This is a genomic window from Bradyrhizobium sp. CCGB20 (genome assembly GCF_024199855.1).
In the GTDB taxonomy this organism is placed as follows: Bacteria; Pseudomonadota; Alphaproteobacteria; order Rhizobiales; family Xanthobacteraceae; genus Bradyrhizobium.
The window spans coordinates 9095370-9111365 of the sequence record NZ_JANADN010000001.1 but is presented as its reverse complement, the minus strand read 5'-3'; the positions used below and the strand labels follow the sequence as shown (position 1 = coordinate 9111365).

The 15996-nt window shown below is 64.2% G+C and carries 13 protein-coding genes; 5 read left to right on the top strand and 8 right to left on the bottom strand.

The annotated features are described in order from the left end of the window. From NLM15_RS42890 to NLM15_RS42860, 7 genes are all read right to left on the bottom strand, one after another. Complete coding sequence (locus NLM15_RS42890) at nt 1-1509, bottom strand: tripartite tricarboxylate transporter permease (protein ID WP_254124015.1); 1509 nt, start codon at nt 1507-1509, stop codon at nt 1-3. Between the two features lie 4 nt (nt 1510-1513). After that, a complete protein-coding gene (locus NLM15_RS42885) occupies nt 1514-1999 on the bottom strand; it encodes a tripartite tricarboxylate transporter TctB family protein (protein WP_254124014.1) in 486 nt (161 codons plus the stop codon). A gap of 63 nt (nt 2000-2062) precedes the next feature. After that, on the bottom strand, nt 2063-3040 hold the full coding sequence (locus NLM15_RS42880; protein ID WP_254124013.1) for a tripartite tricarboxylate transporter substrate binding protein: 978 nt from the start codon (nt 3038-3040) through the stop codon (nt 2063-2065). A gap of 204 nt (nt 3041-3244) precedes the next feature. Further along, a complete protein-coding gene (locus NLM15_RS42875; protein ID WP_254124012.1) occupies nt 3245-6112 on the bottom strand; it encodes a PAS-domain containing protein in 2868 nt (955 codons plus the stop codon). 353 nt (nt 6113-6465) lie between these two features. After that, nucleotides 6466-7341, bottom strand: coding sequence for an acyl-CoA acyltransferase (locus NLM15_RS42870; RefSeq protein WP_254124011.1), 876 nt, complete (start codon nt 7339-7341; stop codon nt 6466-6468). A gap of 37 nt (nt 7342-7378) precedes the next feature. Further along, complete coding sequence (locus NLM15_RS42865; protein ID WP_254124010.1) at nt 7379-8359, bottom strand: amino acid--[acyl-carrier-protein] ligase; 981 nt, start codon at nt 8357-8359, stop codon at nt 7379-7381. A gap of 73 nt (nt 8360-8432) precedes the next feature. After that, complete coding sequence (locus NLM15_RS42860; protein WP_254124009.1) at nt 8433-9650, bottom strand: acyl-CoA dehydrogenase family protein; 1218 nt, start codon at nt 9648-9650, stop codon at nt 8433-8435. A 358-nt stretch (nt 9651-10008) separates the two neighbouring features. Between NLM15_RS42860 and NLM15_RS42855 the strand changes: the two genes are divergently transcribed. The 3 genes from NLM15_RS42855 to mtnA all read left to right on the top strand — a co-directional run bounded on the left by NLM15_RS42855 (nt 10009) and on the right by mtnA (nt 12575). Continuing rightward, entirely contained in the window at nt 10009-10281 is a 273-nt protein-coding gene (locus tag NLM15_RS42855) for a phosphopantetheine-binding protein (RefSeq protein ID WP_254124008.1), read from the top strand. 278 nt (nt 10282-10559) lie between these two features. Then, on the top strand, nt 10560-11435 hold the full coding sequence (locus NLM15_RS42850) for an S-methyl-5'-thioadenosine phosphorylase (protein ID WP_254124007.1): 876 nt from the start codon (nt 10560-10562) through the stop codon (nt 11433-11435). A 33-nt stretch (nt 11436-11468) separates the two neighbouring features. Further along, the gene (gene mtnA / locus NLM15_RS42845) at nt 11469-12575 is read left to right on the top strand and encodes an S-methyl-5-thioribose-1-phosphate isomerase (protein ID WP_254124006.1); all 1107 of its coding nucleotides are present in this window, start codon (nt 11469-11471) and stop codon (nt 12573-12575) included. A 95-nt stretch (nt 12576-12670) separates the two neighbouring features. Here mtnA and NLM15_RS42840 read toward each other — a convergent pair whose 3' ends face one another. Next, nucleotides 12671-13306: an HAD-IA family hydrolase gene (locus NLM15_RS42840; protein ID WP_254124005.1), complete on the bottom strand. Its 636-nt coding sequence runs from the start codon at nt 13304-13306 to the stop codon at nt 12671-12673. A gap of 109 nt (nt 13307-13415) precedes the next feature. Here NLM15_RS42840 and NLM15_RS42835 point away from each other — a divergent pair, with 109 nt between their 5' ends. Continuing rightward, nucleotides 13416-14174: a trypsin-like serine protease gene (locus NLM15_RS42835; protein WP_254124004.1), complete on the top strand. Its 759-nt coding sequence runs from the start codon at nt 13416-13418 to the stop codon at nt 14172-14174. A 119-nt stretch (nt 14175-14293) separates the two neighbouring features. Further along, nucleotides 14294-15796, top strand: coding sequence for an NAD(P)/FAD-dependent oxidoreductase (locus tag NLM15_RS42830; RefSeq protein ID WP_254124003.1), 1503 nt, complete (start codon nt 14294-14296; stop codon nt 15794-15796). The last annotated feature ends 200 nt before the right edge of the window (nt 15797-15996 follow it).

Here is a 15996-nt window from a genome sequence, read left to right as displayed (position 1 = left end):
TCACGCCCCCTCATCCAGTGCCACCAGCTCGCGCTTCTTGCGCAGCGCGGGCAATAGCGGCGCGATCAGCAGCGCGAGTGCGAGAAGAAGGCACGCCGCCGAGATCGGCCGCTGCACAAAGGTCCAGAGATCGCCCTGCGACAGGATCAGCGATTTGCGCAGATTGTTTTCCAGCATCGGTCCCAGCACGAACGCCAGCACCAGCGGCGCCGGCTCGTAGCCGAGCTTGCGCATGAAATAGCCGATGATGCCGAACGCGATCATCACATAGACGTCGAACACGTTGTTGCTCGAACAGTAGACGCCCAGGATCGTGAACAGGATGATCAGGGGAAACAGGATGTTGTAGGGCAGCTTCAAGAGCTGCACCCACATGCCGATCATCGGCAGATTGAGGATCAGCAGCATGACGTTGCCGATATACATGCTGGCGACGATGCCCCAGAACAGGCCGGGATTTTGCGTGATCATCAGCGGACCCGGCTGCAGGCCGTGGATGACGAATGCGCCCAGCAGCAGCGCCATCACCACGTTCGGCGGGATGCCCAGCGTCATCAGCGGAATGAACGCGCCGCCGGCCGCCGCATTGTTGGCGGACTCGGGGCCCGCGACGCCCTCGATCGCGCCATGGCCGAATCGCTCCGGCGTCTTCGACAGCCGCTTCTCCAGCGCATAGGAGGCGAACGAGGCCACCACCGCGCCGCCGCCCGGCAGGATGCCGAGCAGGAATCCGAGCAGCGTGCCGCGCGCCACCGGGCCCGCGCTCGCCTGCCAATCGGCCTTGTTGGGCAGGAGCTGCGTGATCTTCGCGTTGATGATGTCGCGCTTGATCGCCTGCTCGGTGTTGAGCAGCACCTCGGCGACACCGAACAGGCCCATCACGACGGGCACGAGGCCGATGCCGTCGATCAATTCCATGCGACCGAAGGTGAGGCGCGGCTGCGCCGTGATGCTGTCGAGCCCGATCAGTCCGAGCACGACGCCGATGCACGCCATCAAAAGCGCCTTCGGCATCGAGCCCTGGGTGAGGAAGGTGAGCACCACGAGACCGAGCACCATCAGGCTGAAATACTCGGCCGGGCCGAACGCGATGGCGATGCTGGCAAGTCTCGGCGCCACCAGCATCAAGGCGACCAGCGCAAACGTGCCGGCGATGAAGGAGCCGAAGGCGGAGATGCCGAGCGCGGGGCCCGCGCGGCCCTGCTTGGCCATCTGGTGGCCGTCGATGCAGGTGACCACGGACGCCGCCTCGCCGGGGATGTTGACCAGGATCGAGGTGGTCGAGCCGCCATACATCGAGCCGTAATAGATGCCGGCCATCATGATGATGCCGGATTCCGGCGTGCCCGACAGCGTCACAGGCAGCAGCAGCGACATCGCCGAGATCGGCCCGATACCCGGCAGCACGCCGACCAGCGTGCCGATGAAGACGCCGATGAAACAATAGAGCAGGTTGATCCCGGTCAGCGCGACGCCGAACCCGTGCGCGACATTGGCAAGCGTATCCATGGGGTCAGCCGATTCCGAGCAGGCCTGAGGGCAGTTGAATCAAGAGCAGCCGCTTGAGCACCCACCACATGCCGGTCGGTACCAGCACGGCGACCGGGATCGCCAGCGTCCAGCGCACGGGATCGATCAAACGCAACAGCAGCAGCATCAACGGGATCGACGACAGCAGGAATCCCAGCGGCTCCAGCGCGAACGAGAACGCGGTGAGGCAGACGATGACGAGAAGCGGCTTGCTCCAGCGCACATTCTCCCAGCGCGAGGCCAGCGTCGGGCCGCCCTCGGTGATCGCCGAGATGATGATGGAGCCTGCAAACACGCACATCAGGATGCCCGTGTAGAAAAGCACGTAGCCCGAGCCGGGATCGTTGATGGTGCCGAGCTTGAGCTTCAGTCCCTGCCAGATCACGAAGCCGCCGAGCGCGAGCCCGATCAGCCCGCCCCAGAGTTCGGAGTTGCTGAGGCGGAGTTTGACGTTGGTTTGGTCGTTCATCGACGTCCTCTCAGCCGTTTCCCGGACGCCGCGAAGCGTCCGCGACACGGAAGTGGCTCGGCACTACTTCTTCGCAAGCCCAAGCGTGTCGATCACCTTGCGCTCGGACTCCGTGACCTCGACGACGAACTTCTTGTAGTCTTCGGTGTTCTTGTAGTTCGGCACCATGTCGTATTTGGCGAGCGTCGCGATCACCGCGGGATCCTCGACCGCTTTCTTGAAGGCGTCGTGCAGCTTGGCGACGATCTTTGGATCCATCCCCTTCGGGCCGGCGATGCCGAACGGGGAATCGTAGACCATGGGATAGCCGAGCTCCTTCAAGGTCGGCACATCAGGATAGTTCGGCGACCGCGCGCCGGTCCACACCATCAAGAGCCGCAGCTTGCCGGCATCGACCAGCGGTCGCCATCCCGTGGAATCAGCCTGCAACATGGTATGCTGGCCGAGCACCGCGGCATTGGTCTCGGCGCCGCCCTTGAACGGCACCTGCGTGAGCTTGATGCCGGACATCGCCGCGATCTGCTCCATGCCGATATGCAGCGAGGTGCCGGTGCCCGGCGTGGCGTAGGTGATCTTGCCCGGATTGGCCTTGGCAAAGTCGACCACGTCCTTCCAGGACTTGAATTGCGACTCCGCGTTCGTGGTCACGCCGAACGTGTAGCCGGTGAGGTGGATGATGTAGGAAAAATCCTTCGCCGGATCCCACGACACTTCCTGCATCAGGGGCAGCCGGAAGACCGTAATGGGGAGCTGTGAGATGGTGTAGCCGTCCGGCTTCGCGGCCGCCGCCATGGTCGCAGGCCCGACCGTGCCGCCGCCGCCGGCCTTGTTGTCGATCACGATCGGCTGCCCCAGCACCTTCGAGGCACTGTCGGCTATCGCGCGCATCGAGATGTCGGTCGAACCGCCAGCCGGCCATGGCACGATCAGTGTGATTGGCTTGGTGGGATAATCCTGCGCATGGGCGGCGGTCGAGAGCAACGCGCCCACGACTGCATGCATGGCGACAAATGCGATCGTCTTCAGCCCGCATCGCGGCATCGATAATTCCTCCCTCGCAGCGGCCTCGTTGGGCTGCCGTTTCTCGTTGTTATGACGGGATTGTCCCCGAAATCACGAGAGAAGAAAAGCGCATTGCGCGAGCCGTACGCAGCGGCGCGACGTCAATTCGGCCGGAAACGGTACGTGCGACAATTCGTCGTTTGGAAGCGTGCCGAGACACGGAATTTGGCGCGGCCGGCGTCTCTACGCCACGCGGCGGACTGCGTTCAGCGTCTCGATGATGCGGTGGATCTCAGACGCTGGGCACGGCTTGCCGAAATAATAGCCCTGCACGGCGGTGCAGCCGCATTCGCGGACGAAGTCGAGCTGCTCGATGGTCTCGACGCCCTCCGCCGTGGTCTCGACGCCGAGCACCGAGCCGAGGCTGGCGATGGTGCGGACGATGGCGACGCTCTCCGGGCTTTCGCCGAGCGTGCCGACGAAGGAGCGGTCGATCTTGATGCGGTCGAACGGAAACTTGCGCAAATAGCTCAGCGAGGAATAGCCGACGCCGAAATCGTCGAGACTGACGCGCACGCCAAGCGCGCGCAGCTGGTGCAGGATCTCGATCGTCGCCTCGCTGTCGTCGAGCAGCGCCGTCTCGGTGACCTCCAGCTCGAGCCGCTGCGGCGGCAGGCCGGCTTCCGCAAGCGCGCTGGTGACCATCGCCACCAGTCCGCGCGAGCGGAACTGCACCGGCGACAAATTGACCGCGACGGTGACATCGGGCCAGGACGCAGCGGTCGCACAGGCCGTGCGCAGCACCCATTCGCCGATCGGAACGATCAGCCCGTTCTCCTCCGCGATTGGAATGAATTCGGCCGGCGAGACCAGGCCGCGCGAGGGATGTTTCCAGCGCAGCAGCGCCTCGAAGCCGGTGAGCTCGGACGAATCGAGCCGCACCTGCGGCTGAAACACCAGGTGGAATTCGCGTGCTTCCAGCGCGCTGCGCAGATCGTGCTCCAGCGCGTGCCGGCTCCGGGCCTCTTCCTCCATCTCGGGCTCGAACAGCTGATAGGCGCCGCGTCCCTTGGCCTTGGCCTGGTACAGCGCGAGGTCGGCGCATTTCATCAGCTCGTCGGCATCGAGCCCGTGATCGGGTGCGATCGCGATGCCGACGGAAACTCCGACATGGATTGACTGGCTTTCCAGCGGCGGCGGATGGCCGATGATCTCGACCAGGCGGCGGGCGAGCCGTTCCGCCGATTGCGGCTGCGGCCCGCGCTGGAGAACGGCGAACTCGTCGCCGCCGAGGCGCGCGACGGTGTCATGCTCGCCGACATTTTCCTTCAGGCGCGCCGCGACCCAGCGCAGCAGCCGGTCGCCGGCGGCGTGGCCGAGGCGGTCGTTGACGGTCTTGAAATTATCGAGGTCGAAGCACAGCACGGCCATCGCACCGCCGGCGATCGCGACCTGGTTCAGTCCCTCGCCCATCTTCTCGCGGAACAGCGTGCGGTTGGGCAGGTCGGTGAGCGAATCGTGCTGGGCCATATGCGCCACGCGAGCCTGGGCCTTGTGGCGCTCGGTGACGTCTTCATAGGTGACGACCCAGCCGCCATGCTCCATCCGCTTATGATTGAGCTTGATGATGCGGCCGTCGTTCAGGTGGCGGTGCAGCGTGTGCTCGCCTTCACGCAGCCGCTCGACGTAGTCGGCATAGAGGCTCGCGGCGGTCGTGTTCGGATGGATGCCGAGCTCGCAGCTGTGCTCCATGATCTCGCGCATCGAGGCGCCGGGCTTCACGACATCGGGCGACAGCCCGTACATCTCGATGTAGCGGCGGTTGCAGACGATCACGCGCAGGCTCGAATCGAGCATGCACAGGCCCTGGCTCATGTTGTTCAACGCGGCGTCGAAGCGACGATACTGCTCGCTCAGCTCCTCGACCGCACGCTCGCGCTCGGTGATGTCCTCATAGGTGGCGACGAAGCCGCCTTCGGGCAGTGCGCAGTAGCGCACCGAGATCACGGTGTCGTTGGACATGCTCCGCCGCATCGGCGAGCAATCGCGGCTCGCGATCCGCGCGCGGGCGGCTTCGAGGATTTGCTGCGGGCTGTATTCCGAAGCGAACGCGCCATTTTCGATCGAGCGCTCGATCAATTCGGAGAGATGCGTACCCGGCCTGGTCTCCTCCGGCGACAGTTGATAGATCTTGCGATAGGTGGTGTTGCAGACCCGCAGACGCATGTCGCTGTCGTAGAAGGCGAGCCCGTGCGCCATGTTCTCCAGCGCCGCATCGAGGATGAAGTTCTGCTGCCGCAGCGTCTCCTCGTATTGCAGGCGCTCGGTGACGTCTTCATGCACCGTCACCCAGCCGCCGACGGGCAGGAAGCGGGAGACCGCCTGTACCATCCGTCCGTCATAGCGCATCACCAGCAGGGTCTTCGCCTTCTTGCTGCGCACGTCCTTCAGCCTGGTGTCATGGAATTCGTCGGCCGACATGCCCGGCAGGTTGCCGCGCGACATCCAGTGCTCGATCACCGCGCAATGCGCGACCCCCGGCCTCACGATGTCGGAATCGAGGTTGTAGAGGTTCAGGAATCGCTCGTTGCAGAGGACGACACGGCTGTCGGCATCGTACATGATGAGGCCGTGCGACATGTTCGCGAGCGCGTGCTGGCTGCGCTCCGTCTGCACACGCAATTCCGCCTCGAGCCGGGCGAGGCGGCTGACGTCGTCGCAGATCGTCATCCAGCCGCCGCCGGGGAGCGGCTTCAGCTCGAGCGCCATGACGAGGCCGCTCGCCAGATGCTGCTCGGTCCGGAACGGCTGGCCGTCCGCGATCTGCTTCATGCGCCTTGCATAGAGCGCGTCGAGCTCGCTCACCGGGAAGTTGCCGCGCGCTGCGCTGTGAGCGAGCACGTCGCGATAGCTCGTGCCGACCCGCACGATGTCGGCCGACATGTCGAACAGCGACAAATAGCGCTGGTTGACCAGCACGATCCTGTTGTGGGCATCGTAGACGCAGACACCCTGCTCCATGTGGTCGAGCGCGAGCTGGCTCAGCGAGACCAGGGCCTGTGGGCCCTGTTCGCGGCGTGCACCAAATTCGTTGTCGCAGGTCGACGTCATGGGATCGACAGGGTCTCGGCGGGCGATAGACTTAACGCAACGTAATCCGTGTGCCGAGGGTAGCGAAGAGGCGGGAAAATTCCCTTAAGCGCAGTAGTTTACGGAGGGTGACTGGCGATGCAGAGAAGCCTGTGCTCGCGCGTCAGCGCGGAACCGCCTGCAAGCCAGAGTTGGTCAGGAGCCGCCAAAAAATTCCGCTGTCGTCCCTGCGAACACAGGGACCCATAACCACAGGGAGAAGTTTGGCGAGGACTGAAAGTGAGTGGGGCTTCCCGCGGTATTAACACCCGTGCTTACCGACAGATCTCGCGGTATGGGTCCCTGCGTTCGCAGGGACGACAGCCGAGCGGACCCTACGGCCCGTACAGCACGAGCTCCGTGTCGGTAAGGTCGCCGAGCTGCGGCCGGTGCGGGCCCTTGAAATATTTACGGCCGCGCCGCTCGGTGTAGATGCCGGCGAGGCCGGGAATCGGGCCATTGGAATCGATCGCCACCGAGATCTTGCCGAGCCGCAGCAGCAGCCGGCCGATGCGGCCAGCGCAGGCGGCGTATTCGGCGGCGCTACGGCAATAGATCAGCTTCATCGCGGGCGGCGCGATGAAGCCGCGGCGGATGCGCACCGGTTGCAGGATGAAGGGGAACGTTCCCTTCGGCGTGCGGCAGACCAGGCTGAGGCAATTGTAGCGCGCATGCCGGGTCAGTAGCGCGGTCTCGTCGTCGGAGAGCCCATCGATCGACTTGGCGTGCTGCGAGATGACCTCGATCTTGCTCCAGCGCGGGGTGCGCGCGAGTGCAGGCACGGAGAAGAAGATGCCGTGACAGTAAGCGCGAAAGCCCTGCGTCTCGATGATGGGCCAGGTCCACGGCGCCGGGCTGATGTTGAGATAGGTGACGTCCTTGTGCCGCTGCGCGATCTTGGTCAGCAGCGGGGCGTAGTTGCGGTACGCCGGATCGACATACCAACTCGACAGATTGCACTGGATCGCGGTCTCCTCGCCGTGCTTCCGCGCCGTGTAGATCAGCAGCAGCACGCCGACGGGCTCGCCGTCATTGTCCAGCATGTAGCCGAAGCGCGGATAGCCCTCCGGCACGGGCCGGAAGGCCTGCCGGCGCAGACCCTGCATCCAGTAGTCGCGTGAGCGGCCGACGAAGCCGCGCGTCAGGAGGTCAGCGACCTTCTCGACGTCGGCTTCGGTGATCTCGCGGCATCGGACCTTGGTGTGGATCACGCTCGTCTTGCCCGTGGAAATGGGAGGCCTCGTTCGCTTAGCGCCAGCCTTCGCCATGGGCATCGGCCGCGACTTGCGGCTGCATGCCCATGAGCTCCCTCACCTTGGCGGGCCAGGCGGAAAGATCCGTGCCGTGGGTGTGGAACATGGCGACGGCCAGGCGGTCCATGCCGAAGGCGACGCAGCCGGTGTGGGCCGGTTCGCCATTAGCGTCCTGGATGCCCCAGGTCGTGCCGAAATGCTCGCGGTGATAGTTGAAGCTCATGCAGGCCGTCGGCTGCTCTTCCGAGCGGAGCGGGATCAGGAGCTCGAACTTGAGCTGCTGCTGCTTCTGGCTCACCGCCTTCATCTGGCCGACGCGGCCGAAGAAGGGGTCGCTGGCATAGTCGACGCGGAAGGTGAGGCCGAGGTCGCGAGCGATCGCCTGCGCGCGCACCATCCAGCGCTCGCGGAAATCGGCGACGTCGTCGGGCGTGCCGATGCAGACATATTCGCGCATCCGGAACGATTGCAGCCGGTCGAGATGTTTTGACGGCTCACGGCGGAAGCAGTCGGCGGCGACGTCGAAGCGCAGGCCGCCCTTCGGCAAAGGTCCGCGGCTCGCCGCGATCGGGTAGACCGGATAGCAGGCGGCCGGCGACAGCACGAGGTCGGCCGGGGAGAGCGAGGTGGTCCAGTCGCCACCGGCATCGAAGCGGCTTACCGCGGCGTTGATCTCGCGTTCGGTGCCGTGCAGGCCGCAGACGCAGCCGAGCAGGTTCGGAAAGCTCTTGAGATAGCCGGATTTTTCCAGCTGGGCCCGGCTCATCACCGGCGGGAAGCGCATCACCTCCGTGCCGGCTTCGCGATGCCCGGTGATCAGTGCGGCGAGCTTCTCGACGACGCCCTCATAGAGGGCGGTGCGGGCGTAGACGCCGTCCGAGCCCATGGGGTGGAACAGCTTGTCGGCGAGATGATCGAGCGGATCGATGATTTGCGGGGCGGTCTCGGGCGATTCGGGGAGGACGGCAATGTTCATGGTCCGGTGTCCTGCTATTTCAAAATTGTTCTTGTTGGTCTGGTCGCCAAGGCACGTCAGTCACAAAGGCACGTCAGTCACGAAGGCTGGTCGGGACGCCGCTCATCAAGGTCGATGTCGCGGCATTGGCCAGGATGCGGTCGTTGTTGATCATGATCGGCGACGACAGCACGTCGCGCAGGTGACGGCCCATGGTGAATTCGCCGTCGTTGCGGTAGCCGGAAAGGCCGGCGGTGCGCATCGCATGCATCACGGTCTCGACCGCAAGCTCGGAGGCCTGCACCTTCAACAGCGTGATCGAGGACTGGAAGTCGAGCGAGCTCAGTGCGCGCTCGTCATGCTCGGCGCGAGCAAAGGCGTCGATATTCGCTGCGATCAGCGCGCGCAGTTTTGCGAGCGACATCTTCGCGGCGGTGAAATGCGCCGCGGCCGGCGGCATCTGGCCGCCGGAGGCGCGCGCAGCCTTGCGGACGAAGGCCTGCGCACGCGTGACAGACGCCGCGGCGATGCCGGCCCAGGCCGACGACCAGCACAGATGCGCGAACGGCGTCATGGTCTGGGCATGGATCTTGTCATAGGCTTCCGGGAAGACGCGGTCGGCGGGGCAGTCGACCTTCAGCTCGAAACCGGTCGAGCAGGTGCCGCGCATGCCGAGCGTTTCCCAGCCCTGCGTCTGCTTCAGCGAGTAATCGTCCTTGGCGAGCGCCAGCAGCACCTGGTCGGAGGCGGCGGCCTCGGTGGCGCGGCGGGCGATGGTGACGAGACCGTCGGCCTCCGCGCCGTAGGAGATCACGGTGGCGTCGCGCACCAGCGAGACTGTGTCGCCGGCGTGGTCGACCGCCGCGGCGCTGGCGCGGATGTTGCCGCCGTTCTGGCCTTCGGTGGTGGAGGAGGCGAGCAGCCATTGGTCGCGGGCGACCCGGCGCATCATGGTTTCCATCCAGGGAATGCCGTGGCCGTGCCTGACGACGCAGGCGACCTTCGTCGTGTGCATCGCATAGATCATCGCGGTCGAGGCGCAGGCGCGCCCGAGCGTATAGCAGATGTCGGTGACGTCGTAGATCGAGGCGCCGAAGCCGCCGAACTCGACGGGGATCATGGCGCCGAGCAGCTTTTGCTCGCGTGCGGTATCGAAAGCCTTGTGGGGGAAGCGGGCGTCGCGATCGACGCCGTCTGCGTCGGCCGCAGCTGCCGCGGCGGTCCGGGCGGCGCGCTCGACGAGGGAGGGGCCCTGTTCGAGATAGCTCGTTTGCGTTTCGTCGACAGTGAGGACTGCTTCACGCACGTTCATACTCGTCCGCCTCCGGTTTGTCGTTCAGGATCGCCGGCATCATTCGCGATGCCGCATAAGCGATCCTCCGACCATCTTTGCTTGTGAGACGAGGCTACGGATTTAATTCAAATTCGTCGATGAAATAGAGGGTAAACAAAGCCCAATTCCGAACGAACAGTTAAGGTCCGGTTGTTTGCATCACCCGAATTTCCGCGATGGCGTTAGGAATCCGGAAGAAGCTGGAATTCCAGACAATCTGAGTCATCGTTTACTAAGAAAGGCGAAGTAATGGTGGCGCCCATTGTGGGATCGGCCCGTCGCGCCCATCGTAACCCGCGACAGCTCCGACCTTTCATGGACAGATGGGAATTTTCCGATGCAGGCCTTCGATACCGAATTGCGTAATCGCATCATCAAGCTGGTGAAGGGCATCCTTGAGCAGAATTCGCTCACCGCCGAGATTACGCCTTCGACGAAGCTCGTCGACGCCGGCCTGACCTCGATGGACATGGTCAACCTGATGCTCGGCGTCGAAGCCGAATTCGATTTCACCATCCCGCAGTCCGAGATCACGCCGGAGAATTTCCAGTCGGTCGCGACGCTGGAGCGCATGGTCGCGACCCAACTGCAGCTGGCGACCGCAGCTTAAGTCACGCGCCACTACCTTCCCGGTGTCGTCCCTGCGAACGCAGGGACCAATACCGCGGAATCCATCGATCGTTGAAGGTCGCAGTACCGAACTTCGAGTCTTTGCCAAACCGCCGCCTGTGGCTATGGGTCCCCGCGTTCGCGGGGACGACACCGAGTATGAGGCGCAGTCTCGCGCCCCTCACACCACCGGCATCACCCCACCACCCCCGTTCCAAAACCGCCGCAAAACTGGCATAGCTTAACCATGTCGCGGGTAGCTGACAGGGTGGAGCGGGCATGACGCAGGCGGTATTGGGCATCATCGGCGGCTCCGGCATCTACGACCTGCCGGGCCTCGAAGGCGCGCGCGAAGAGGTGATCAAGAGCCCCTGGGGCGAGCCGTCGGCCCCTCTGCGGCGCGGCTCCATCGCCGGCCTGCCGATCGTGTTCCTGCCGCGGCACGACAAGGGCCACCGGCTGTCGCCCTCCGACATCAATTATCGCGCCAATATCGACGTCTTGAAGCGGGCCGGGGTCACCGACCTGATCTCGCTGTCGGCCTGCGGCTCCTTCAAGGAGGAACTGCCGCCCGGCACCTTCGTTCTCGTCGACCAGTTCGTCGATCGCACCCACAAGCGCGAGAGCTCGTTCTTCGGCCGGGGCTGCGTCGCGCATGTGTCGATGGCGCACCCGGTCTCGCCGCGGCTGCGCATCCATCTTGCGGCTGCAGCTGAAGCCGAGGGCATCGCGTTTGCGCGCGGCGGCACCTATGTCTGCATGGAGGGACCGCAATTCTCCACCTATGCGGAGAGCATGACCTACAAGACGCTGGGCTATTCCGTGATCGGCATGACCAACATGCCCGAGGCGAAGCTCGCACGTGAAGCCGAGATCTGCTACGCCACCGTCGCGATGGTGACCGATTTCGACTGCTGGCATCCCGATCACGACGCCGTCACCGTGCAGGACATCATCCGCGTGCTGACCTCGAACGCCGACAAGGCGAAGGCGCTGGTGGCACGGCTGGCGAAGGACTTTCCGCGCGAGCACGAGCCGTGCCCGATCGGTTCGGACCGCGCGCTCGACACCGCGCTGATCACGGCGCCCGAGGCGCGCGATCCCGAGCTTCTGAAGAAGCTCGATGCGGTGGCCGGGCGCATCCTGCGCGGTTGAGACGCAAGGCGAAGGACGAGAAGGCAGAATGCCATGAAGGTCGACGGCAAGCATTTCCGCAGCATCTGGCGTGAGCGTGATGGCTGGTCGGTCGGAGCGATCGACCAGCGCAGGCTGCCGCATGAGTTCGTCGTCGCGCGTCTGACGTCATGCGAAGACGCGGCGGTCGCGATCCGCGACATGCTGGTGCGCGGCGCCCCGCTGATCGGTGCAACCGCGGCCTATGGCATGGCGCTCGCCATGCGCGAGGATTCCTCGGATACCGGCCTGAAGCGTGCCTATGAGACGCTGATCGTGGCGCGGCCGACGGCGATCAATCTGAAATGGGCCCTGGACGAGATGCGCACGGCGCTCACACCGGTCGATCCGCTCGAACGAGCTGAAGCGGCCTATGCGCGCGCCGACGAGATTGTCGAGCAGGACGTCGAGATCAACCGCGGCATTGCCGGCAACGGTTTGAGGCTGATCGAGGCGATTGCGGCGAAGAAGCCGGGCGAGACGGTCAACGTGCTGACCCATTGCAATGCCGGCTGGCTTGCCACCGTCGACTGGGGCACGGCGACGGCGCCGATCTATCTCGCGCATGAGCGCGGGATCAAGATCCATGTCTGGGTCGACGAGACCCGTCCGCGCAACCAGGGCGCCTCGCTGACCGCCTGGGAGCTCGGCCATCACGGGGTGCCGCACACCGTGATTCCCGACAACACTGGCGGGCATTTGATGCAGCACGGCATGGTCGATCTCGCCATCGTCGGCACCGACCGCGTCGCGGCCAATGGCGACGTCTGCAACAAGATCGGCACCTATCTGAAGGCGCTTGCCGCGCATGACAACGGCGTGCCGTTCTACGTCGCGCTGCCGTCGCCGACGATCGATTTCGCCGTCAATGACGGCATCTGCGACATTCCGATCGAGCAGCGCAGCGGCACGGAAGTGACCGACATGACCGGCCGCACCGCGGATGGACGACTGGAGACGGTACGGATCGTGCCGGAGGGCTCGCCGGTTGCGAATTACGCGTTCGATGTGACGCCGGCGCGTCTCGTCACCGGCCTCATCACCGAGCGCGGCGTGCTGAAGCCGGACCGTGCTTCGCTGGCAGCGGCATTTCCGGAGCGGATCGCTGCCGCCGCGAAGTAGGCTCTCGTAGGGTGGGCAAAGGCGCAGAAGCGCTGTGCCCACCATATGCTTGTGGTGGGCACGCTTCGCTTTGCCCACCCTACAGCACTGGTGAACTATGTCAGCTTCAACCCCGTCGCCGCCTCGAGCTCCCTGATCGCCTGGGCGCCGCTGGCGACCTTGATCGTCGTCATGCCCATCTCGCGCGCGGGTTTTAGATTGACGCCGAGATCGTCGAGGTAAACGCAGTTCCTGGGATCGACCTTCAGCGTCTCCACCATCATCTTGTAGATGCGCGGGTCGGGCTTGCGCAGGCCGATCTTGGCGGACTCGATGACGTGGTCGAACAGCACCATGACCTCGGCGATGTAGAGCGAGCGCCCGGTCATGCTGCCGATCGCATTGGCCGGCAGATTGTTGGTGATGCAGCCGGTCTTGAATTGCGCCTTGATGCGCTTCAGGGCCTCGACCATCTCGGGGCGCAAATCGCCCTGAAGCAGCGGCAGCACCTCGCGGCCGCGCACCTCGGCGCCGAGCGCGCGCGATTCCTCCGCGAACAGCTTGTCGAAGGTTTCGATATCGACCTCGGCGCGCTCGAACTTGGCCCAGGCGTTTTCGAGGTGATTGGCGGCGTTGGTGCGCCGGATGATGTCGATCGGCAGGCCGCGCTCGGTCTCGAACCGCGCGAACGCCTCGAACGGCGAACTCGTCAGCACGCCGCCAAAATCAAAGATCACAGCCTCGATCGCCACTATCCTGCCCTCGTCAATTCCTTTCCAAGAGCGCTAGCATGCGCTATCGGCAAGGGCCAGTCCGAAGCAATCCCCGCCGTCACCGATGCTGCCGCCAAAGCGTGTTCCCATGAAAAAGCTTGCAACCTTCGTCACAACTGCGCTGCTGCTCGCCACGCCCGCGCACGCCATCGTCGGCGGCGGCACGCCGCAGGCGGATGGTGTCGCGCGCGCCGTCGTCACCATCGTGGGATCGCGCGGCAATTTCTGCACCGGCACCCTGATCGCGCCGAAACTCGTGCTCACCGTTGCCCACTGCGTGCCATCAGGGGCCGACTACAAGATCGTCGATCGCGGCGCCGACGGTCAGCCGCAATTGCTGAATGTCCGCACCGTCGCGATCCATCCCAACTTCAACATGCAGGCAATGCAAGCGCACCGCGCCACCGCGGACGTGGCATTGCTGCAACTGGAAATTCCACTCAAGGGAAAATCGACGGTGTCGGTCGGCGCGCCGAATATTCCGATCCAGGTCGGCAGCCGCTTCGTCATTGCCGGTATCGGCGTCACCGTGCGCGGCGACGGCAAGAGCGGCGGCGCGACGCGCGTTGCCGGCCTCATCGCCACGGGCCAGCCCGGCACGCTCCAGATCCGCTTGGTGGATCCCGTAACTAACGGTGTTCGCGATGGAATCGGCGCCTGCACGGGTGATTCTGGCGGCCCCGTGTTCGAGGACAAGCCGAACGGTGCCGTACTCGTCGGCCTCATCAGCTGGTCGACCGGGCCGAACAACGCCGCCGGCTGTGGCGGATTGACCGGCGTCACGCCACTCACGCTCTATCGCGACTGGATCTTGCAGACTGCGCGAAGCTGGGGCGCGGCGCTTTGATCGCGAATTGATCTATGTCATTTTAACAGGGAAGCGCGATGGGCGACCATGCCCGTCGCGGAGGAAACGCGTCGCCCAATCAAGGGCGGCCACAAAAGCAAGCAAGGCAAGAAGCAACAATGAATGTCGCTGTTCGCAGTCACGCCACGGCCAAGCAGGCCTCTGAACATTTCGACGTGCTGATCGTCGGTGCCGGCATCTCCGGCATAGGCAGTGCCTACCACATGACAAAGCAGCTTCCGGGCGCGAGCTTTGTCATTCTCGAAACGCAGGCGACGTTCGGCGGAACCTGGACCACGCATCGCTATCCCGGAATTCGTTCGGACAGCGACCTCCACACTTTCGGCTATAGCTTCAAGCCCTGGGTCGGACCGCCGATCGCGACCGCCGAAGAAATCCTCACCTACATGAACGAGGTGATCGACGACAACGATCTCGCGAAGCACATTCGCTACAAGCACAAGATCAATTCGGCGAGCTGGTCGAGCGAGCAGAATCTCTGGACCATCGAAGCGATGACGACGGACACCGGAGAGCCCAAGACCTTCACTGCAAACTTCCTCTGGATGTGCCAGGGCTATTACCGTCATTCGGAAGGCTACACGCCGGAATGGAAGGGCACGGACCGCTTCAAGGGCCGCATCGTCCACCCGCAGACTTGGCCTGACGATATCGACCTTGCGAACAAGAAGGTCGTCGTGATCGGCTCCGGTGCGACGGCGGCGACGCTGGTGCCGAACATCGCCGACGAATGCGCGCATGTCACCATGCTGCAGCGCTCGCCGACCTATTTCCGCCTCGGCCGCAACGCTATCGAGATCGCGGAGGAACTGCGCCGGCTCCAGGTCGACGAGCAATGGATCCACGAGATCGTCCGCCGCAAGATTCTGTTCGAGCAGGACGCGTTCACCAAGCTCTGCCTATCCAAGCCGGAGCAGGTGAAGAAGGAGCTGATCGGCCAGATCAGCGCGGTGCTCGGCCCGGACTACGACGTCGAGACGCATTTCACGCCGACATACCGGCCATGGCGGCAGCGCATCGCCTTCGTGCCGGATGCCGATCTGTTCAAAGGCATCGCCAGCGGCAAGGCCTCCGTCGTCACCGACGAGATCGAGTGTTTCGTCGAGAACGGCATCCAGCTCAAATCCGGCAAGCTGCTTGAAGCTGATATCATCGTCACCGCGACCGGCTTCAATCTCGCGGCGCTCGGCGACATCGCCTTCGAGATCGATGGCAAGCCGCTCGCCTTCGGCGACACCGTGACCTATCGCGGCATGATGTTCACGGGCGTGCCGAACATGGTGTGGGTGTTCGGCTATTTCCGCGCCAGCTGGACGCTGCGCGTCGATCTTGTCGCCGACTTCGTCTGCCGGCTGCTCGGACACATGAAGGCCAAGGGCACAAGGAAGGTCGAGGTCAAGCTGCGCGCCGAAGACCACAACATGCCGATCCTGCCCTGGATCGATCCGGAAAACTTCAACCCCGGTTACATGATGCGCAACATGGACCTGCTCCCCAAGCGCGGCGACAAGCCGGAATGGCAGCACAGCCAGGACTACTGGACCGAGAAGGACGAGATCCCGAAGACGGATCTGGATGACGGGGCGTTTGTTTACGGGTAATGGGTTGCCGGAGTGAGGGGCGGCAGTGGTTGCCCCAAACTCCGCTGTCGTCCCTGCGAACGCAGGGACTCATACCGCGTGATCTATCGATTGCGTGCGGTGGACATCCCACCACGACTAGTCTTCGCCAAACGTCTCCCTGTGGTTATGGGTCCCGGATCTGCGCTTCGCTTGTCCGGGACGACACCGCTTGTGGGGCG